The sequence below is a fragment of the Paenibacillus sp. VCA1 genome (genome assembly GCF_031583795.1).
Taxonomy (GTDB): Bacteria; Bacillota; Bacilli; order Paenibacillales; family Paenibacillaceae; genus Paenibacillus_AQ; species Paenibacillus_AQ albilobatus.
In genome coordinates this window covers 679,871-699,581 of record NZ_JAVLSX010000002.1, presented here as the reverse complement: position 1 = coordinate 699,581, position 19,711 = coordinate 679,871, and the positions used below count along the sequence as shown (strand labels likewise).

The 19,711-nt window shown below is 51.8% G+C and carries 15 protein-coding genes, 10 tRNA genes and 2 rRNA genes; 23 read left to right on the top strand and 4 right to left on the bottom strand.

Features of this window, described 5'->3' with window-relative positions; genetic code table 11:
- From RJP21_RS06780 to RJP21_RS06730, 11 genes are all read left to right on the top strand, one after another.
- A 23S ribosomal RNA gene (locus RJP21_RS06780) occupies positions 1 to 129 on the top strand; the annotation flags it as partial.
- Between the two features lie 149 nt (positions 130 to 278).
- Positions 279 to 395, top strand: a 5S ribosomal RNA gene (rrf, locus tag RJP21_RS06775).
- 8 nt (positions 396 to 403) lie between these two features.
- Positions 404 to 479: transfer RNA gene (locus RJP21_RS06770), tRNA-Asn, on the top strand.
- A gap of 4 nt (positions 480 to 483) precedes the next feature.
- Positions 484 to 558 (top strand) — tRNA-Glu (locus tag RJP21_RS06765).
- 1 nt (position 559) lies between these two features.
- Positions 560 to 635 (top strand) — tRNA-Val (locus tag RJP21_RS06760).
- Between the two features lie 34 nt (positions 636 to 669).
- Positions 670 to 743: transfer RNA gene (locus RJP21_RS06755), tRNA-Met, on the top strand.
- 32 nt (positions 744 to 775) lie between these two features.
- A tRNA-Asp gene (locus RJP21_RS06750) sits at positions 776 to 852 on the top strand.
- 133 nt (positions 853 to 985) lie between these two features.
- Positions 986 to 1,061: transfer RNA gene (locus tag RJP21_RS06745), tRNA-Lys, on the top strand.
- Positions 1,062 to 1,076: 15 nt separating this feature from the next.
- Positions 1,077 to 1,151: transfer RNA gene (locus tag RJP21_RS06740), tRNA-Gly, on the top strand.
- A gap of 6 nt (positions 1,152 to 1,157) precedes the next feature.
- Positions 1,158 to 1,231, top strand: a tRNA-Arg gene (locus tag RJP21_RS06735).
- A 14-nt stretch (positions 1,232 to 1,245) separates the two neighbouring features.
- Positions 1,246 to 1,329, top strand: a tRNA-Leu gene (locus RJP21_RS06730).
- 170 nt (positions 1,330 to 1,499) lie between these two features.
- Here RJP21_RS06730 and RJP21_RS06725 read toward each other — a convergent pair.
- The gene (locus RJP21_RS06725; RefSeq protein WP_310858595.1) at positions 1,500 to 5,015 is read right to left on the bottom strand and encodes a discoidin domain-containing protein; all 3,516 of its coding nucleotides are present in this window, start codon (positions 5,013 to 5,015) and stop codon (positions 1,500 to 1,502) included.
- 493 nt (positions 5,016 to 5,508) lie between these two features.
- On the opposite strand from RJP21_RS06725, the gene RJP21_RS06720 reads away from it, so the two are divergent.
- The 4 genes from RJP21_RS06720 to RJP21_RS06705 all read left to right on the top strand — a co-directional run bounded on the left by RJP21_RS06720 (position 5,509) and on the right by RJP21_RS06705 (position 8,783).
- On the top strand, positions 5,509 to 6,729 hold the full coding sequence (locus tag RJP21_RS06720; protein ID WP_310858594.1) for an ArnT family glycosyltransferase: 1,221 nt from the start codon (positions 5,509 to 5,511) through the stop codon (positions 6,727 to 6,729).
- 29 nt (positions 6,730 to 6,758) lie between these two features.
- Positions 6,759 to 7,781, top strand: coding sequence for a polysaccharide deacetylase family protein (locus RJP21_RS06715; RefSeq protein WP_310858593.1), 1,023 nt, complete (start codon positions 6,759 to 6,761; stop codon positions 7,779 to 7,781).
- Positions 7,782 to 7,933: 152 nt separating this feature from the next.
- A tRNA-Pro gene (locus tag RJP21_RS06710) sits at positions 7,934 to 8,007 on the top strand.
- Between the two features lie 107 nt (positions 8,008 to 8,114).
- Positions 8,115 to 8,783, top strand: a complete 669-nt coding sequence (locus RJP21_RS06705; protein WP_310858592.1) for a BofC C-terminal domain-containing protein — start codon at positions 8,115 to 8,117, stop codon at positions 8,781 to 8,783.
- Positions 8,784 to 8,864: 81 nt separating this feature from the next.
- Here RJP21_RS06705 and RJP21_RS06700 read toward each other — a convergent pair whose 3' ends face one another.
- Positions 8,865 to 9,932 (bottom strand): branched-chain amino acid aminotransferase, encoded by a 1,068-nt coding sequence (locus RJP21_RS06700; protein ID WP_160045217.1) that lies wholly within the window; start codon positions 9,930 to 9,932, stop codon positions 8,865 to 8,867.
- A gap of 118 nt (positions 9,933 to 10,050) precedes the next feature.
- On the opposite strand from RJP21_RS06700, the gene RJP21_RS06695 reads away from it, so the two are divergent.
- The 8 genes from RJP21_RS06695 (at position 10,051) to yajC (ending at position 18,144) form a co-directional block, all read left to right on the top strand.
- The gene (locus RJP21_RS06695; protein WP_310858591.1) at positions 10,051 to 10,947 is read left to right on the top strand and encodes a LysR family transcriptional regulator; all 897 of its coding nucleotides are present in this window, start codon (positions 10,051 to 10,053) and stop codon (positions 10,945 to 10,947) included.
- Positions 10,948 to 11,192: 245 nt separating this feature from the next.
- Positions 11,193 to 11,696 (top strand): crossover junction endodeoxyribonuclease RuvC, encoded by a 504-nt coding sequence (gene ruvC / locus RJP21_RS06690; protein ID WP_160045219.1) that lies wholly within the window; start codon positions 11,193 to 11,195, stop codon positions 11,694 to 11,696.
- Positions 11,693 to 12,307 carry a Holliday junction branch migration protein RuvA gene (gene ruvA / locus RJP21_RS06685; RefSeq protein ID WP_310858590.1) on the top strand — a complete coding sequence of 205 codons (615 nt, stop codon included), beginning with the start codon at positions 11,693 to 11,695 and terminating at the stop codon, positions 12,305 to 12,307. Before ruvC ends, ruvA begins: the two co-directional genes overlap by 4 nt.
- Before the next feature lie 36 nt (positions 12,308 to 12,343).
- Entirely contained in the window at positions 12,344 to 13,348 is a 1,005-nt protein-coding gene (gene ruvB, locus RJP21_RS06680; RefSeq protein WP_310858589.1) for a Holliday junction branch migration DNA helicase RuvB, read from the top strand.
- A 67-nt stretch (positions 13,349 to 13,415) separates the two neighbouring features.
- Complete coding sequence (locus RJP21_RS06675) at positions 13,416 to 15,518, top strand: SpoIID/LytB domain-containing protein (protein ID WP_310858588.1); 2,103 nt, start codon at positions 13,416 to 13,418, stop codon at positions 15,516 to 15,518.
- 6 nt (positions 15,519 to 15,524) lie between these two features.
- Positions 15,525 to 16,553, top strand: a complete 1,029-nt coding sequence (gene queA / locus RJP21_RS06670; RefSeq protein WP_310858587.1) for a tRNA preQ1(34) S-adenosylmethionine ribosyltransferase-isomerase QueA — start codon at positions 15,525 to 15,527, stop codon at positions 16,551 to 16,553.
- Positions 16,554 to 16,590: 37 nt separating this feature from the next.
- Positions 16,591 to 17,730, top strand: a complete 1,140-nt coding sequence (tgt, locus tag RJP21_RS06665) for a tRNA guanosine(34) transglycosylase Tgt (protein WP_160045223.1) — start codon at positions 16,591 to 16,593, stop codon at positions 17,728 to 17,730.
- Between the two features lie 69 nt (positions 17,731 to 17,799).
- Entirely contained in the window at positions 17,800 to 18,144 is a 345-nt protein-coding gene (gene yajC, locus RJP21_RS06660) for a preprotein translocase subunit YajC (RefSeq protein WP_310858586.1), read from the top strand.
- Positions 18,145 to 18,296: 152 nt separating this feature from the next.
- On the opposite strand, the gene RJP21_RS06655 is transcribed toward yajC, so the two are convergent.
- Both RJP21_RS06655 and RJP21_RS06650 read right to left on the bottom strand, forming a co-directional pair.
- On the bottom strand, positions 18,297 to 19,133 hold the full coding sequence (locus RJP21_RS06655) for a phosphatase PAP2 family protein (protein ID WP_236575929.1): 837 nt from the start codon (positions 19,131 to 19,133) through the stop codon (positions 18,297 to 18,299).
- Positions 19,134 to 19,210: 77 nt separating this feature from the next.
- A complete protein-coding gene (locus RJP21_RS06650; RefSeq protein ID WP_160045225.1) occupies positions 19,211 to 19,600 on the bottom strand; it encodes a TIGR04086 family membrane protein in 390 nt (129 codons plus the stop codon).
- Between the last annotated feature and the right edge of the window lie 111 nt (positions 19,601 to 19,711).

The following is a 19,711-nucleotide window of genomic DNA, read 5'->3' as shown; positions in this document are numbered from 1 at the left end:
GAAGCCCCCCTCAAGATGAGATTTCCCAATTAGTAAGACCCCTTGAAGACGACGAGGTAGATAGGTTGGAGGTGGAAGTGCAGCAATGCATGGAGCTGACCAATACTAATCGGTCGAGGGCTTATCCTAAATTACCCACCAAAGTGAAGAGCAGCTTGGTAGCTGATTCCGAGTACTTTGGCGGGGCCCGGAACAAAAAGTGAAGGGTAACGCTACGGAGTATTTAAAACGCAAAACGTTTCGTATCTAGTTTTCAGGTGATCAAACCACTTGAATCGTTTGGTGGCGATGGCGGAGGGGTTCCACGCGTACCCATCCCGAACACGACCGTTAAGCCCTCCAGCGCCGATGGTACTTGGACCGAAGGGTCCTGGGAGAGTAGGACGCCGCCAAGCGTACATATTCCCTGATAGCTCAGTTGGTAGAGCACTCGACTGTTAATCGAGTTGTCACAGGTTCGAGTCCTGTTCGGGGAGCCATTACGGCCCGTTGGTCAAGGGGTTAAGACACCTCCCTTTCACGGAGGTAACAGGGGTTCGAATCCCCTACGGGTCACCATGGAGACTTAGCTCAGCTGGGAGAGCATCTGCCTTACAAGCAGAGGGTCGGGGGTTCGATCCCCTCAGTCTCCACCATTTATCCTCATGGATAGAGGAACATTCATAATGACGCGGGGTGGAGCAGTCCGGTAGCTCGTCGGGCTCATAACCCGAAGGCCGCAGGTTCAAATCCTGCCCCCGCAATTACAATTTCCCTAATGGGAAAGTGCCTCTGTGGAACCGTGGTGTAGAGGCCTAACATGCCTGCCTGTCACGCAGGAGATCGCGGGTTCGAATCCCGTCGGTTCCGCCATTTAACTTAGCTCCAGGGATGAAAATCCGGTTATCGGGTTCGTCGGAGCAACAACTTCGTTAACGCTGCATCGCATCGAACGAAGTGAGAGCATCCCGTGGTAACGCCATTATTGACTTGATTTTCTTAGTGAGAGCCATTAGCTCAGTTGGTAGAGCACCTGACTTTTAATCAGGGTGTCGAAGGTTCGAGTCCTTCATGGCTCACCAGTTTTTCTTTCATTTGCGGACGTGGCTCAGCGGTAGAGCATCGCCTTGCCAAGGCGAGGGTCGCGGGTTCGATTCCCGTCGTCCGCTCCAAAATATGCGCCCTTAGCTCAGCTGGATAGAGCGTTTGACTACGAATCAAAAGGTCAGGAGTTCGAATCTCTTAGGGCGCGTTTTACTTTTATAAGCCGGTGTGGCGGAATGGCAGACGCGAACGACTCAAAATCGTTTGGGGAGACCCGTGGAGGTTCGAGTCCTCTCACCGGTACCACATGTACTATAAGCAGTTCATTAGAGATAAATCTAATGAGCTTTTTTTGTTTTTGTACCTTGTTTACTCTAGAAAACGGGGGCTGTTCCCGTTCGAACTATGTTTCCGATTGCCAGTTGATAATCTAACAATCGGGGTGCAGTTCGGACTCGGGAACAGCCCCGTTTATATTATTTTACCTGAAGCCTGTTGATCAGATCCTCCATCGGCCGCAGATCGTGCGCAGCATCGTAAGGATAACGGTTTAGAAACTGCATCAGCAACTTATGCGTTTTTTCGTTATTGTCGATTTGATTCAGGGACTTTTCCATTTTCGCAATCAACTGCTTGTATTCCCGATTAGAGTCGGGGCCGTACACTTCAAATTCAAAAAAGGAGTTACCGAACGCGGTAGCCCGCTTTATGCCTTGGAATTTGACGTAACGCGCTTGCTGCGGATCAAACGTAATGCTGTCCATATTGCCTTTGGAATTGATGATCCCCTCCTTGCCGGAAACGTTGGTCCAGTTCTTCTTGTTCGTAGATACCAGCAGCTGGTATTTCGTCGCATAAGCCGCTTGCCATTTGATGATGACTTTGCTGATGTCTTTAGGCGCCCCGAGGTCAACGATAAACCAAGCATCATCCACGTAAGCGCTGGACCATCTGGAACTCGGGGATACGTCCCCGTCAACGGCCTTGCCGGACGGGAATGAAGGGGATTCGGTTTTGGAGGATTCCGTCGATTGGTGCAAAGCCAGGTTTTTGCTGCTTAGCAGTTCGATGGCTTTGTTATAAATCATTACGTTATCCAATACGCCTTTAAAGGCATTGGTTTGGCTGCCGATCCGTAACGTCGGCAGGACAAGAGTGTTCATTTTAGGATATTTTTCTTCCATCCGTTCCACATATTCATCCAAATTGACGAACAGCGTCACGCCTTTATTATCGCCTTTGAGTGTGAGATGCGTCCACTTGCCCTCCGGAACGGCATAGTTGAAAGTGCTGTTATAATGCTCTTTCGTAAATCCAAGCTTGCCGGTTTTGCCTTGCTTTAGCTTCAGTGTTCCGACAGGGGATTCCATCAAAACAGCATCATTCGGGTTACCCGGGTCCGGGTTGACCCACATCGAGACGGTCCAATCGAATCCTACGGCTTCCACCGGCGTTTCAATGTAGCTCTTTCCGCCGTTCAACCGGATGCCGTTATTGTATTTCCCTTGCGTAACATTGACGTTAACGCCTTTGCCGTCGAAATGGTTGCCGGAATCATCCTTGATTCCGTCTTCGAATGTATATTGAATGACGCTGTTATCGTCATTGTTGACAGTGATTTTATGGGACAGATCGGCATTCGGCGCTTCGCCAATGATTTTCTTCCGCTGCTCGAAGCGTTCGAACGATCTGTCGTCTCTCGTACCGGTCCACATTTTCTCCGATACGACCTGAATTCCGGGCAACAGTCGTTCATGCGAATCATCCATCGACACTCCGTTGGCTTCGGATGCATCGTTCCATAGGCAGAACATGCCGCCTTTGACGCGCGGATGACCGAAAGGAAGCATCGTTGTTGCCCATTTGACCGGCTCCCACTCATTGTATAAAAACCGGGTATTCGGGTAGTCCCTATACATCGTAGGTACGATATACATATATGCGTTCTCGGCATTTACGATATCATAGCCGAGGTCTGCCGCCTGCTGCGGAGAACCATAAGATTCACGCCAGATGTCCATGGTGGCGTCGGTGCTGATAGGCGTCGAACCATTATATTGCGTGAGCCCGCCCCATAGATGAGGATGTTTGCCTTTTCCGTTAATGTATTTGATAAGCGTATCCATGTATCCCCGAAATACTTCCACATCACCGGCGTATTCATCCGTGCCGATGTTAATGTCCGGCCCGACGAATGTCGGATCGCTGCCGTCCAGATATTCATCAAGCAAGGATTTGACGAATTGAACCGTTTTCGGTTTGGAAATGTCAAGCGTCCGATCGTTCCCCAACGCGGGGTTGTAGGCAGTGAATGCGCGGGAATGCCCCGGCGTATCGATTTCCGGAATGACGTTTACGCCGTATTCCATGCCCAGAAGCTGCAGGTCTTTGAACTCCTGCTTCGTATAATAGCCGTTTGGACTTGCCAGCCCCGGATAAGTGGTGCTCTCCAGCCGGAAAGCCGCTGTCGTTCCGTCTCCGAACGGCGTGCCGACAACATCGTTCAAATGAATCTGGAACGTGTTCATTTTGTACCAGGACAGCAGCTTCACATAACTCCGGAGAAAATCGATGGTATAGAATTTGCGGGCGACGTCAATCATGATTCCGCGCTGTTCGTATTTCGGATAATCTCTTGCTTCGCCTTTTGGAATGGTTCGGTCCGGATGTTGTTTGATGATTTGCAGTGCGGTTCTTGTACCGAAAAACACGCCTTTTGCGGAAGCGGAGGTAATGGAGACATATTGATCTACGTTGAACAGGTTTCCCTCATCGCCAAGCCATGCCAGGGAAGGGTTGATCGACAAGAACAAGTCGCCTTTGTTCGGTTTGCCGTTCACGATCTGTAGGTCGTAGCCGGTGATATCCTGCAAATCCTTACGAGTCAGCTCGGCGGCATTTTGCAGAGCGGCCTGGTCTTTCGGATCTACGACGATCCGCGACGATTTCGACAGAACGTAACTGCCCGTGTTCCCGTACCATTCGCGTAAGGATGGAATGACATCCGGCTCGGCATTCCGGTCCGGCGTTTGTTTATGCTGTCCAGGCACGATGACCGTAATATTTCCGGAAAGCAGTTTGCGGCCCGGGTTTTTTTTATCCTCGACCTGGATGATCAGATTTACCTTGGCGTCCACCAGCGGTTCCCGGATATTGCCTTCCATGTCGATCACTTGGACACGGTCGCTTCCGTACAGGCTGACTCGATAACCTTCAGGGACTTGCGCCGCGGACCAATCAAGCTTCGTTTGCCCAGGTTTCACTGGGATTGCCGAGCTCACGTTGTCCGCGATCCTCTGCAAGTCACGTAATTGGTATACTTCGAATTCATAAAACGAATAGCCGTATAAGACTCCTTTGACAGGCGCCCGCTTGATCCCTTGAAACTTCACGTATCGCGCCTGTATCGGCGTGAAATCTACCGTTTCAACGCCGCCTTTGCACTGAATCGTGCCGTCATTTTCTTTTACATTCTTCCAGTGCTTGGCGTCATCGGACACAAGGATTTTATAACTTTTAGCCGGAGTATGCCAGCGGATCACGACCCGGTCGATATCCGTTTTTTTGCCAAGATCGACATAAAACCACTGATTGTCTTTGAGAGCGGAGGACCATCTCGTACTGCCTTGTCCATCGACTGCCAGCTTAGAGTTCAGCTCATTTTTTTCATTGCCGGAGGCGAAGGCGGGTTGGAGTAGAGCCAGGTTCATTTCGCGATCGGTTTTGCCATCTTTCACGTTATCCTTGGGCGTGTCCTTTGTTATGTTCTTTGTGTCGTCTTTCGTATTGCCTTGCGCGATGTTTATTGTTCTGTCCTGGGCACGGTCGGAATGGAGTGCTGCAGGAGGATTTTCTTTTCCTGACGAAGGCGCCTCTTTCATGACTTCCTTTAAGGCGGTTTGGGCATGTACGGTTGCCGACTGAACGATGGGTGCCGTCATCATGGCGAGAGCAATCAGCGTTGAAGCGGCTTTCAATAATGTCTTTTTCATGGTCCCTCCATATTATTTCAATTTGTGTGTTAAAGCCTTGGCTGAGCAAATATGTAGTAAAATTGCGTTTTTCCGCGGTCCCACATGTACATGCAGCATAAATAGCCCCAGCAATCCGAAAACTCCTTGGTTGTTAATGTAGTCGCGATGAGTAAGTCACTAAGCTAGCTCGTTACGTATACGGTTATATGACATTGAATCGTACCAAAGTCCCTCCATCGAATGTCGTCTCGACAACCGCATTCCAACCGGAATTCTGGCTGCGACTCTCTTTTTTGCCTCAGCTTTTTAAACAAGTATATAAGATCCAATTCAAATAAATCCAACTCTATCATAATTATTAAGAAATCTTTAAGCAGCAGTTAAGAAGTTTGGAATGAAAGGGTTAAGATCCATTCTTTATTCTTGGATCCGTCAACGTTCTTTCCATCACGGCTCTCTTTTTAAACCCGCTTTCGTCCGAAAAAGCTTAGACATGACAGGAGGTTTTATTTTGAATATCTTACGATCGCCAAAAGCCGTGTGGGCGATGCTGGCAGTCATTCTGCTGATCGCTGTTTATTTGCGAATCGACTTCTTGACCTCGGTGAAGCATAACGTATCCCACGATTCGGTCTATTACGATGAAATGGTGAAACGATGGATCGAAAAGGGGGTGTATGCCTATAAAGCAGAAACTCCGAACGCGCAGGTCGCTCCAGGTTTTCCGATGTTCATGGCCGGTATCTACAAGCTTGTTGATTATACTCATAATGATCCGTTTCCGTATCTGCGTTATGCGAACCTGTTGCTCAGTATGGTCAATCTGGTCCTGATTTACTTCATTGCCTGCAAGCTGGTCAACGCCAGAATCGGTCTGATCGCAACCGGCGCCGCAGCCATCTATCCTCCGTTCATTTGGGCGAATGGCGCAATCCTGACGGAGGTGCTGGCGACTTTCCTATTCCTGGCGTATATTTACCGGCAACTTCGAGCGATTCAAACCGGGCGGGGACGTGATTCCCTGATTGCCGGAGCGCTTCTTGGCTGCACCGCGCTCGTTCGTCCGGAATTTTTACCGGTCGTCGTACCGATCTATCTCTTCTATTGGCTGTGGACCAAGAATCGCGCCGCTTGGAAGCTGCTGCTGTTGGCCTGCATCGGACTCAGCATCGTCATGTCGCCGTGGTGGATTCGCAATCTGGTAACCTTAAACAAGGTCGTGCTGACCGCGACTCAGACGAATCCTTTCCACGCAGGTACATATCCGTACAAAAACTGGGATGACGGCTTGGTTGACCGTCACGGCAAGACGCAGCAAGAAGTGGCGATAGAACGTTTGAAGATAGGCTTCTCCGAACATACTTGGCTGTTCCTCAAATGGTATACGGTCGGTAAATTGGATTACATCTATTCCCGGATGTATTTCGGCAGCGGTCATACACCGATGTATAAGGTCATCCCGCTGCGAAACCAGTATCATACGGCTATGATTTGGACCGGTGTGATCGGTCTCATCTTAACGCTCCGGCGCTGGCGCCAGCCGCTGACCATGATCGCGCTAATCCTGGTCGTGATGTCGTTCATCAGGCTCTTGTTCATACCGGAGTACCGTTACAATTTCATTGCGATGCCCCTGTTCATCATCATCGGCAGCGCTGCCGCGGAGATGATTGCCAGGTGGATTTACGCGAGAATCTCTCCGAGTTTCACGAAGGAAGCTACGGAAGTATGAACAAGATTTCGGCAAAGGAAGGAAACCCGATGACTACAATTTCTAAACATATTCTGATCGTGTTGGCCTTTGCCATTGCATCTGCCGTCCTGCTGAGCGGTTGTGACCGCTCGCAGAAACCGGCAGAAACGAACAACGGTCAGCCTTCAACCAAGCCCAAACCCGAGACCAAACAGCAGCCTGAGTCCAAAACCCAGCCGCAAACCGGTCCCAAGCAGGCGACAATCATCCCTCCTGCAGGAACGCCTATCGATAAAAAAGTGCTATACCGAAATCATGTTATTGTACTTATGTACCATCATCTAGAGGAGAAACCTTCGGCGAAGTCAAGGATCACGCCACAATTGCTGGATGATCAAATCGCCGCCATGATCCGTAACGGTTTCCGGATTATTTCCATGGACGAGTATCTGGACTTTATGCTGGACGACAAGCCGGTACCCGAGAATGCCGTTTTGCTTACGTTCGATGACGGGTATGCAAGCTTCTACGATATGGCTTTTCCCGTTCTCAGGAAATATGGGGTTACGGCAACGGACTTTATTATGGCCGGAACGATTGATAATCCGCGGCACACCGGCATCAAGAAAATGACATGGGATCAGATGAGGGAATTGAAAGCTTCGGGGATGAGTTTCTATAATCATACGTTTGACTCTCATAAGTACGCCGAAATCGATAAGGAAGGGCACGCGAGGCCGATGCTTGTCGCCAAGATGTATCTTCGCAAGGAGGGCCGAATGGAGACGACGGAGGAGTACAACAAGCGGATCAAAGAAGATATCCGCAAAGCTGAGGAATGTTTGCGCAAGGAGCTTGGCAACACGCGCGGAGTGCTTGCTTTTCCATACGGCAGATACAATAACGCGCTGCTTAAAGCGGCGAAGGAAGCGGGGATCGAAGTATTCCTGACTATCGATCAGGGGATCAATGCCAAAGCGGACCGGATCGGATACCGCATCAATGCAGGAAATCAGAGCATGACCCCCGATAAGCTGATCAAAAAAATGAAAGAAGCAATCCCTGTCAAAACCACCCCGCAATCGAAATGAAGCGAGAAAATAGACGGGCCGGGAAGGCTTCCGGCCCGTTTTTAATTGTCAAAATTTACATTTGACCTTCATGCATGTCCGATATATAATAGGGAATGTTGAGGCGATAAACCAGATGAGAAATACTGGTGCGACGCCGATCCGTTCAATAACGGGATGTAGCTCAGCTTGGTAGAGCACCTGGTTTGGGACCAGGGGGTCGCATGTTCGAATCGTGTCATCCCGATCGTGAAAGCCATCGATATTTCGATGGCTTTTTTTGCTGTATAAATATGTAATCCCCAGGTCACAATAACAGTAAAAGAAAAAGACTGGGAATAGAAGGGGATTATTGTGAATGCAACTCGGATCAAGAAACAACTGCAAAAGCAGTGGCGGCGCTGGAGACGCCGGTCGTTAACGTTAGGATTATCTTCGCTGGTGATCGCGATGGTGTGGGCCGGCATGTATTTGCCTGACAAAGTGCAAAGCCTGCTAAGCACCAAGCCGCCGGTGGCCATAGAAACGCTGCAATATTATCAACAAGCGGAAGCAAAAAGCGATCCGAAGGAAGACGCGAATTTTTGGAAGCTGCTGAACAAGTCCAAGGAAATCAAAGAAGTGGTCGTTCGCCACAGTTACGTTTGCGGGGAAGAAGAACGGTCGTTAGGAAAGCTGACCGTGGATGAAATTTATAATTTGCTGAACGAACATCCGTCTTGGAAAGGACAGTTCGAAGGACAAGGCAAGGTTGTATTAAACGAAACGATTCACGATCTTTCGCCTACCTGCAAAGAACGGGCGTACATGAGTCTGGACAAGGACGGCAATTTGTCATTGTTCGATGGACCGCCGGAGCAGGATAAAGTCATTAAGACGTTTTTCCAGCTGGATATCAACTCGATGGAATCATCGCTGCCGGACGATGCATTAAGACATTTGTATGACGGCATCCGCATTCAGGATATCGATGAATATAACAGCGTCCTGTCCACGTTCAGCGATTATGCGCGGGAAGGATAAAACAGCGGCCGACATGAAAAGATCCGTTCTGTCATCGTGACAGAGCGGATCTTTTTTTGCGTTGCATAGAGTTTGCGCGTCTTAAAACGTAACGGTCCAATTCCGCGGATCCGGGAGACTGCCGGACTGAAGGCCTGTGATGGTATCATACAGCTTTTGCGACAGTTCGCCGATTTTGCCTTCATTGACATGCATCGTATGTTCGTTCCAGTGGAGTTCGCCGACCGGCGAAATGACCGCTGCCGTGCCGGTTCCGAATACCTCTTCCAACTGTCCTTGCTTGTAGGCCTCGTAAATTTCCTCTATGGAAATCTTCCGTTCTTCGACCGGAACTCCCCAGTCCTTCAAAAGCGTAATGACGGAATCGCGCGTAACGCCCTCCAGGATGCTGCCGTTAATTTCAGGCGTGATGACCGTGCCGCCGATTTTAAAGAAAATGTTCATGCTGCCCACTTCTTCGATATATTTCTTTTCGATGGCATCCAGCCAAAGCACCTGCGAGAAGCCTTCTTTTTTGGCGATTTCCTGGGCTTTGATGCTTGCTGCGTAATTGCCGGCGGCTTTGGCATACCCGATTCCGCCGCGAACCGCGCGGGTATAGGAGCTTTCCACGTTGATTTTGACCGGTTCCAGCCCTCCCGAATAATAGGCGCCAACCGGCGACAGGATGACGATGAACTGATACGTGTAAGAGGATCTTACCCCTAGGCATGGCTCCGTGGCGATGATGAAAGGACGCACGTACAAAGAGGTTCCTTTTTCGGTAGGAATCCAGCTTTTATCGATTTCGATCAAAGTTTTGATCGCTTGGATGACAAAATCCCCGTCGATTTCCGGGATCCCCAACCGGTCGTTTGATTGGTTCAAGCGTTTCATGTTTTTGTCCGGTCTAAACAGCAGCACCTTGCCGGAGTCGGTCAGGTAGGCTTTCATCCCTTCGAAAACGGCCTGCCCGTAATGAAATACCATTGCTGCAGGGTCAAGCGAAATCGGGGCATACGGAACGATTCTCGGATCATGCCAGCCCTTGTCGATGTGGTAATCCATGATAAACATATGGTCGGTAAAATATTTCCCGAAACTCAGATTGCTGCTGTCCGGTTTGTTCCCCGGAGTGGTGGTTAATTGAATTTTGATTTCATCGCTCATGGCCATGCGCTCCTATCGACTTTTATAATAATGTCTACTATAGATAACAAAAAATGATTGGTCAATTCAATGTTATCAATTACAATAATAGTTATCAACTATGGTGGAGGGTTGGCCCATGGATTTTCGTCTGCTTGAATATTTTCTGGCGGTTTGCGAGGAGTTACATTTTACCAAAGCCGCCGTCAAACTGGGCATCAGCCAGCCAACGCTCAGTCAGCAAATCCGGTTGCTGGAGGATCGGGTAGGAACGCCGCTGTTCCAGAGAATCGGCAAGCGGAATTATTTGACGGAAGCCGGTTTGACGCTAAAAGAGCATGCACTGAACATATTCCATGAGCTTGAGCAAGCCCAGACGGAAATTAACGAGCTCAAGGGCATGCAGAGGGGAAAACTTACCATCGGATGCTCGGGCAACCACCTCCTCACGCAAACGCTCATATCCTTTCATCAAAAAATGCCGGGCATCTCCATCTCCGTGCTGGAGCTTGCGACCGAAGAAACGAGAAAAGGGCTGCTCGACAACAAGCTGGACCTCGGCGTGGTGTTTCTGCCGCTGGATGACGAACAACTCGTTAGCATGGAACTGTACACCGAAGAGCTGTGTCTTGCGGTTTCCTCCAAACACCGGCTGAGCCGCAAGAAAGCCGTTAAGCTGGAGGAGCTTATCCAAGAATCGCTGGTGCTGTTCCCGGAAAAATTTTTGGTGCGCCGAATGGTCGACGCCTACAGCAAAGAGGCCGGGCTGCGGCTGCAGCCGATCATTGAGCTCTCGACCATGGATTCGATGCTGCAGCTGGTCAAGCTGAACGTAAGCTGCACGATTTTGCCGAAATCGTATTTGAATTTGATGCTCCATTCGGACATTGCCATCATCCCGATCGTTAATCCCGTTCCCCAGAAAAAGGTGGGCGTCGTTTACCGGAAGCAAAAATTTTTGAACGCCTCGATGGTCGCTTTTATCCACGAACTTACGCAAACCTATAATTCGACAAAACTGCCGCAAAAGATGTAACCGACCGCCTGATCCTCTCTCTTCGCGAATGCGAACACTGCCGAAAACATCGTCATCGTAAAAACAACCTCCCCAGACATCATTAGATTCCCGCTAACCCGGTTGCGCAACTAGCATTGGAGCCGATTCGAAAGAGCCTTGACGGACGTTTTTCTGGTAGAGTCATAGACTTGATATGAAGTTTTACATTATAATGAAAAGAACGAATACATATGTTCGCTTTCAGACTAGAGGAGAGAATTCATTTGCGTATATTAGGTATCGACCCGGGGATTGCGATCGTCGGCTTTGGTTTCATCGATCAGGCGGGGAGCAAGCTGACCCCGGTGCAATACGGCTGCATCCAGACCGAAGCCCATACGCCGGACGAGGAGCGGCTGCTGCATGTGTACGAGGCGATGCTTCAGCTGATTGACAAATATCAGCCGGAATGCGTCGCTTTCGAGAAGCTGTTTTTCAACCGGAACGTAACGAACGCGATGCTCGTCAGCCAGGCCCGCGGCGTTCTGATCCTGGCGGCGACCCAGCGCGGCCTGCCGATTGCCGAGTACACGCCGATGCAGGTTAAGCAGGCCATCGTCGGCTACGGCAAAGCGGAGAAAAAGCAGGTTCAGGAAATGGTGCGCATGTTTCTGAAGCTGCAGGCCGTGCCCAAGCCCGATGACGTGGCGGATGCGTTGGCGGTAGCCATTTGCCACGCCCATTCGCATGCGTTAAATTCGAAAATAAACGAGGTATATAGAAAATGATCGATTTTTTGAGAGGACCCGTGGTCCATCTGGAGAATGAATATATCGTGCTGGACGTTCAAGGGGTGGGATACCGCGTATTCTGCCCTAATCCTTTTATATTCGCCAAAGCGGAAGGGCCTGTGACCGTGTACACCCACCATCATGTGCGAGAGGACGCGATCCTGCTGTTCGGTTTCCCGAGCCGGGAGGAACAGAGGTTGTTCCGCAAGCTGATCGACGTATCGGGGATCGGGCCGAAGGTGGCCTTGGGCATTCTTGCGGGAGGTACGCCGGAGCAGCTGGTGACGGCCATTTACCAGGAAAACATTACGTTCCTGACGAAAATGCCGGGCATCGGCAAAAAAACGGCGCAGCGCATGGTCCTTGACTTGAAGGACAAGCTGGACGGGTTCGGCACGGCTTCGCTGGCCACCGGACTGTTTGCGGTACCGGAGCCGGAAGAAGGGGACGGATCGGCATGGTCCGAAGCGCGCGAAGGCCTTAAAGCGCTGGGATATACCGATGCGGAGCTGGATCGGGTATGGCTCAAAATCAAGGACGAGACGGCGTTTGGCGATTCGGTGGACATATTGATGAAAAAAGCGCTGAAGCTGCTTTATGCGGGTTAATCGAAGCACTCGGCTGCTGAAAGAGGGGCGATGGGAATGGATGACCGGATCATATCGGCAAATTTAATGATGGAAGACCAGGCGGTGGAGCTGAGTCTTCGCCCCCGGTATTTGAATGAATATATCGGACAGAACCAGGTGAAAGAAAACCTGAAGATTTATATCGAAGCGGCCAAAATGCGCAACGAGGCCTTGGATCACGTACTTCTGTACGGACCTCCGGGGCTTGGTAAAACCACTTTGGCCAACATTATCGCCAACGAGCTTGGCGTGAACTTGCGCACGACCTCGGGTCCCGCGATCGAGCGTCCCGGAGATCTGGCGGCGCTGCTGACCAACCTGCAGGAAGGGGACGTGCTGTTCATCGACGAGATTCACCGCCTGCACCGCACGGTGGAAGAGGTGTTGTACCCGGCGATGGAGGACTTTGCGCTCGATATCATGATCGGCAAAGGCCCAAGCGCACGCTCCGTTCGATTGGATCTGCCGCCGTTTACGCTGATCGGGGCGACGACGCGGGCGGGCCTGCTGTCCGCTCCATTACGCGACCGTTTCGGCGTCGTAAGCCGGCTCGAATTTTACAACGTGGACGAGCTCAGCTATATCGTGTCGCGCGGCGCCGATATTTTCGGCATCGAAATCGTCGGGGACGCGGCCGAGGAAATCGCTTTGCGTTCAAGGGGGACTCCCCGGATCGCCAACCGTCTGCTGAAAAGGGTGCGCGACTATGCCCAGGTGCGCGGCGACGGGATGATTACGCCCAAAATCGCGGAGGAGTCGCTGAAGATGCTTCAAGTCGATCCCCGCGGATTGGACCAGATCGACTACAAGATGCTGACTTCGATGATTACGAGCTTTAAGGGCGGGCCGGTCGGACTTGATACGATTGCCGCCACCATCGGGGAGGAAAGCCAAACGATTGAGGATGTGTACGAGCCTTATCTGCTTCAGATCGGCTTCCTTCAGCGGACGCCCCGGGGCAGGATCGTGACCCCCGCGGCCTATCAGCATTTGGGTCTGCCGATGCCGGAAATCCGTTAATCCAATGCGATTATAAACATTCATTTTTATAAATAGACTTCATGGGATGCAAGGAGGAACATAACGAGTGCGAAAATCGACGGTACCGAAGGTTGTTTCATGGTGTGGCAAAGGGCTTGTGGCCGTATTGCTGGCCGCCGGGAGCTTGCAGCTGTCCGGCGAGGCAGCTGCTCTTTCGGCCGACCATATCCGGGTCGGGTTGTTTATGGATTTGGGCAGCACCTATAAATCTACGACGACGGCAGTGACGCTGTCCTCCGGACAGGCTTGGTCGATCGGATTCAATGCGGCAGGGGGAGCCTCCTCCTTACTTACGCTTGCCGCCGGAGAAGAGGCCCGTTTCAGCATTGACGGCTTCCGCGTGAAGGTGCTGGAAACCAAAGATCTTTCGGCTGCTACCGCGGCCTATAAAAAGCTGGCGGCTACGGCGGACAAGCCGATTTTGTTCGCGGCTTCAACGTCCTCCGGACAAGTGTACCAACTTTATACGGGGTATTATGCCAATGAGCAGACAGCCGCAGCAGCGGCAACGAGAGCAGCGCAAACGGCTGCAGCCTATTTGGACGGGCAAAAACCTGCGGTAAAAGGACCTAAACATTTGACGGCAGGCACATATGCTTCGGAAGCGCAGGCGGCAGCCGCCGCAACCTCCATCAAGGATGCCGGTTTTGACGCGATGGTCGCGTTGGAGCAGACGGGCGACGGCGGCAGCCGCTACGAGGTTTGGGTCGGAGAAGCCGCCAACGATCAGGAACTGGCCGCGCTGCAAAGCTCCGCCGGTTCGCAATTGCCGCAGTTTGCGTTAACAAACGCGGACGCGAGCCTGCCGGCGTTGATCATCCGCCAGGATGTCAGCCTCGGGCAAGCCGTAAAGCATTTTCAAGTTAGCGGACAAGACACCAAGGCTTGGGCATCAAGTAACGGTTCGGAACTGAAGGTGAAAGAAAAATCGGACCGTTCTTACCGCGGAGCGATGGAAATCAGCTCCTTAAACGGGCAACTGGCGCTGGTTAACGATCTGGCGTTCGAACAATACTTGTATTCGGTTGTCGGCGGCGAGGTGCCGGCTTCTTGGCCTGCCGAAGCGTTAAAAGCGCAAGCGGTCGCCGCGCGCAGTTATGCTGAATTCCAAATCGGGCAAAGCAGCAAATTCAAAATCGCCGATGTCGTCGATACGACGCTGAGCCAAGCTTACAATGGGATATCTTCCGAAGCTCCCAGCGTAGTCGAAGCGGTTGACGCGACCCGCGGCGAAGTGATCCGGAAGGACGGCAAAGTGGTCGAGGCGGTGTTCTCCTCGAATGCCGGAGGCGCGTCGGCCGATCCTTCCGAAGTATGGAACAGCGGCGGGGACGCGTTCGCAAGCGTGCCGAGTCAAGGAGACACGGCCGCGACGAAAGGCCAAAAATTGTGGTACCATGTGCTGCTTCCTTCCGGCGTAAGCGGATATGTGCGGGAAGACAACGTAAAAGAGACCGGGACCTTTACCGGCGGCGGGCTTGCCAAAGTAACGGTAACGGCCAAAGACACCAACGTCCGGCCGCTGCCGCTGATCCAATCCGACAAAAGCCCTGTCGCCAAAATGAATCCCGGCGATACCGCGGTTTTGCTGGAAAAAGTAAACGAGTCCGGCACCTACTCCTGGGTCCGGGGGCCGTTTTCGTCGGCAGAACTGCTGAAAACCATCCAGGGCAAGACGCAGACATCGCCCCCTTCTCCGATCGTAACGCTGGAGGTCACCAAACGCGGGCCGTCCGGCCGGGCGACGGAAATCAAGGCCAACGGCCAAATTCTTGACGTAAAATACCCGGACCTGTTCCGCTCGGCGTTCGGCAGCCTTCCGAGCACATTGTTTGATATTGTCCAAACGGGGAGCTATACTGTACTGAGTGCGAACGGCACGACGACCAAACTGACCGGTTCGTCCGGCGCCGCCGTTATGTCGGCTTCCGGCCAAAGCACGGTGTCGGGAAGCGGAACGGTCATCCTGACCGGGGACGGCACGGCCCGCAGCATAGACCCGAGCGAAGGCTTCCTATTTGTCGGCCGCGGCAACGGGCACGGCCTCGGACTCTCGCAATGGGGAGCCAAAGGGATGGCGGACGAAGGGTATGGTTATCAGGATATATTGAAACACTATTACCAGAATGTGACTTTGACTAAGGAATGACGAAATATGAACGTAGATTTGTACGATTTTGACCTGCCGGAATCATTGATTGCGCAGACGCCGCTCAAGGAGCGCACGGCATCTCGATTATTGACGCTGAACAAGCAGACCGGCGCCATCGCCCATCATACATTCAAGGATATCGTGGATCAGCTGCAGCCCGGCGACACGCTCGTGTTAAACGATACGCGGGTCATTCCCGCGAGATTGTTCGGTACCAAGGAGGATACGGGGGCCAAGGCCGAAGTGCTGCTGCTGAAAAACCTCGGCGAGGACCGGTGGGAAGCGCTCGTAAAACCGGGCAAAAAGCTGAAACCGGGGACGTCGATCCTTTTCGGCGACGAACTGAAGGCCGTCATCGAAGACGAAGGCGACATGGGCGAGCGCGTGCTGAAGTTTTATTATAAAGGGATTTTCCAGGAGATTTTGGACCGGCTTGGCCAAATGCCCCTGCCGCCGTATATCAAGGAGAAACTGGACGACCGGGAGCGGTATCAGACCGTATATTCCCGCCATGAAGGTTCCGCGGCCGCGCCGACGGCCGGACTCCATTTTACGAAAGAGCTACTCGAGGAAATCGGCCGGAAAGGCGTCACGATCGCCTATTTGACGCTTCACGTCGGGCTCGGAACCTTCCGTCCCATGTCCGTCGACAGGGTCGAGGATCATGTGATGCATGCGGAGTATTATTCCGTTTCGCAGGAAACGGTCGACCTTTTAAACGTGGCGCGCAGCCGGGGCGGACGCATCATTGCGGTCGGCACGACTTCGTGCCGGACGCTTGAAACGCTTGGCACCCGTTTTGCGGGCGGACAGCTCGAGGCTTGCAGCGGTTGGACGGATATTTTCATCTATCCCGGTTACGAATTCAAGGTCGTGGATGCCCTGATCACCAACTTCCATCTGCCGAAGTCCACGCTGGTGATGCTGGTAAGCGCGCTGGCAGGCAGAGAACATATTTTGCATGCGTACGAAGAGGCGATCAAAGAGAAATACCGCTTTTTCAGCTTCGGCGACGCCATGTTTATTTACTAAAGTCCGATCGAGCGGAATCTAAGAGGATGGTAGATATATGACAGCACCCGTTTATTATGAACATATTAAAACATGCAAACAATCCGGAGCGCGGCTCGGTCGCGTTCACACCCCCCACGGGGTGATCGAAACGCCGACCTTCATGCCGGTGGGAACGCTGGCTACCGTAAAAACGATGAGCCCGGAAGAGCTGAAGGCGATGGATGCGCAAATCATTTTGAGCAACACCTATCATCTTTTCCTGCGTCCCGGCCATGACATCGTGCGGGAAGCGGGGGGACTTCACAAGTTCATGAACTGGGACCGCCCGATCCTGACCGACAGCGGCGGCTTTCAGGTGTTCAGCTTGAGCGAAATGCGCAAGATCACCGAAGAAGGCGTTCATTTCCGCTCCCACTTGAATGGGGACAAGCTTTTTATTTCCCCGGAAGTGGCGATGGAAATCCAGAACTCGCTCGGCTCCGATATTATGATGGCGTTCGACGAATGTCCGCCGTATCCGGCGGAATACGAATACGTTAAAAAATCGACGGAGCGGACGACAAGATGGGCCGAACGCTGCCTGAAGAGCAATGCCCGCCCTCATGACCAGGCGTTGTTTGGCATCGTGCAGGGGGGCATGTACGAAGATTTGCGCAAACAAAGCGCGCGGGATTTGACTTCCATGGATTTCCCGGGGTATGCTATTGGTGGACTCAGCGTTGGAGAGTCCAAGCAGCTGATGTACGAAGTGCTGGATTATACCGTTCCGCTTCTTCCGGACAACAAACCCCGTTATTTGATGGGCGTCGGTTCTCCGGATGCCCTGGTCGAAGGTTCGATCAGAGGAGTGGACATGTTTGACTGCGTACTTCCGACGCGGATTGCCCGCAACGGAACGACCATGACAAGCCAGGGACGGATCGTGGTCCGAAACGCCCAATACGCCAGAGATTTTGGCCCCCTTGACCCTGCATGCGATTGCTACACTTGCCGGAACTATTCAAGAGCCTATCTGCGGCATTTGATCAAAGCCGACGAAACCTTTGGCCTCAGGCTGACGACGTACCACAACCTGCATTTCCTCATCAACCTGATGAAGCAAGTGCGGCAGAGCATCATGGAAGACAGGCTGCTTGATTTCCGCGACGAGTTTTTTGAACAATACGGTCTTCATGACAATGATAAAGGTTTTTAATCCGAATGGTTTTCGGAAATGCCTGAAAAATGCATTCGCGGGGTTAGTCCTTGAAAGGGGGGAAAGGGAATGTTCGGAAAATTTGAAAGTTTTGAAATTGCGGCAGGCGCAGGCGGCGCGGCAGGCGGCGGAAGCAACTTCCTCAGCTTGATTTTGCCTCTCGTGCTGATGTTTGCGATTTTTTATTTCCTGCTTATTCGTCCGCAGCAGAAGAAACAGAAAACCCGGAACTCGATGCTCAGCGCATTGAAAAAAGGGGATAAGGTGGTCACGATCGGCGGACTTCACGGAACGATCATGGAAATTTCGGACGACGTCGTCGTTTTGCGCGTCAATGACGTCACGAAACTGACATTCGACCGCAATTCCATCAGCCATGCGATCAGCACATCATCGGCTGAAAGCGACAAATAAGCCGATAAAGACATAAAGAAAAACAAGATACTTATGAATCTAACGAGGATTGCAATTCCTCGCAGCCAAACAAAAAGGCGGTTCCCGCACGGGGAGCCGCCTTTTTAGCTTTTGCATCGGTCATGCATCATGAACGGATTGCGAATTCAAAGTCAGCCGAACATTTTGCCCTGCTCGCGCAGCATCACGCCGTCTTTGCTTCTCAGGGACAGCTTTGCGAGCGCGATTCCCGCGTTTGAAGCGATCAGGCCGAGTATGGTGCCGGCTATCATATCGGTCAGCCAATGGATGCCCAAATAGAAAATGCTGAAAACAATGATCACCGCGCTGACGGTCGTTATAAGGCCGAAACGGCGGTTGCCCGAGCGCAGCCCGAGGACCATCATCGTAACCGAAATCGACGTATGAAGGCTTGGGAAACAGTTGTTCAGTCCGGATAACGGCCTGTACTCCTGTTCAAAGTTCGGGAACACCTCAAGCATGAAAAACTGCGCTCCGGACGGCGGGTAAGACCATACCTCGTTGACCGGGAAAAACAGGTAAAACGGAATCGCCACGGTGTAGTTGATGATGATGGCGAAGCAGGTTGCCAGCACGAAAACCTTGTTTTGGTCGGAAACGTAGACGCCAAGCGACGCGACGAGCAGCGATTGGAAAACCACCACATAAAAAAACACGAGGACGGGAGTGATGTACCCGCTGTGGAAAAAGTTTTGCAAATGCTGCACGAAATGCCCTTCGAGGCTGAACACCCAAGGCGTGAAATCTTTATGGTAATTCATTTTTTCTTCGATCTGCAGCTCGTATTTGTTGGCCAAGAGCAGGCCCACCATAATACAGAACAGCAATAGGAATTTGCGCGAAGTCAGCAGCTCTTTAATGAAGAGGTAAGCCGCTTTTAACGGGTTGCGGAGCGTCCCCACCCAGATCAGCAGGATGACCGTAACTGCCGATGCGATGGATATTCCCTGCATGGATTGGAATAACAAATCGGTAAAAGCCTCCTCTAGTAAGAATCACGTGACCATAGTGTAACACATTTCAAAAGAAGAGACCCTATAAATAATTATTTTTTGAGATTCACGCCCAGCATGCCGCCGATGGCCGAAGAGGCGAAAACCGCGGCAAGCAAAAGCAGGTCTCCCGTCCGAAGATGGCTGTCCAGCGCAAGGAAACCGATCATGATGACCAGCGCTCCGTACAAAATGCCTGTAAGCCCGCCATGGTACCAGCCTTTTTTGCCCGACCGCTTGCCTGCGACGAGACCGCCAAACAACGACGCTGCCGCATGGACCACATAAACGTAACGCGAAAGGCTTTGTTCGTTCATGCCGCTGGACCACAGCAGCAGGGAGAGAATAAGCGCGCCAAGCATCATCCAGAAAAAAGAATAATAAAGCCCCGAAAGGATCGGATTGGCGATCCGAAAAGAAAATACGCGCCGGATCATGTGCATAACAAGAACCCCCTTCATCATTCTAAGAATTTTGCGAACTCTCCTAATGCATACGTAATGTAAATTTATGTCCAAGCCTTGCGGGGTAGTACAATAACTTTTTCCAATTAT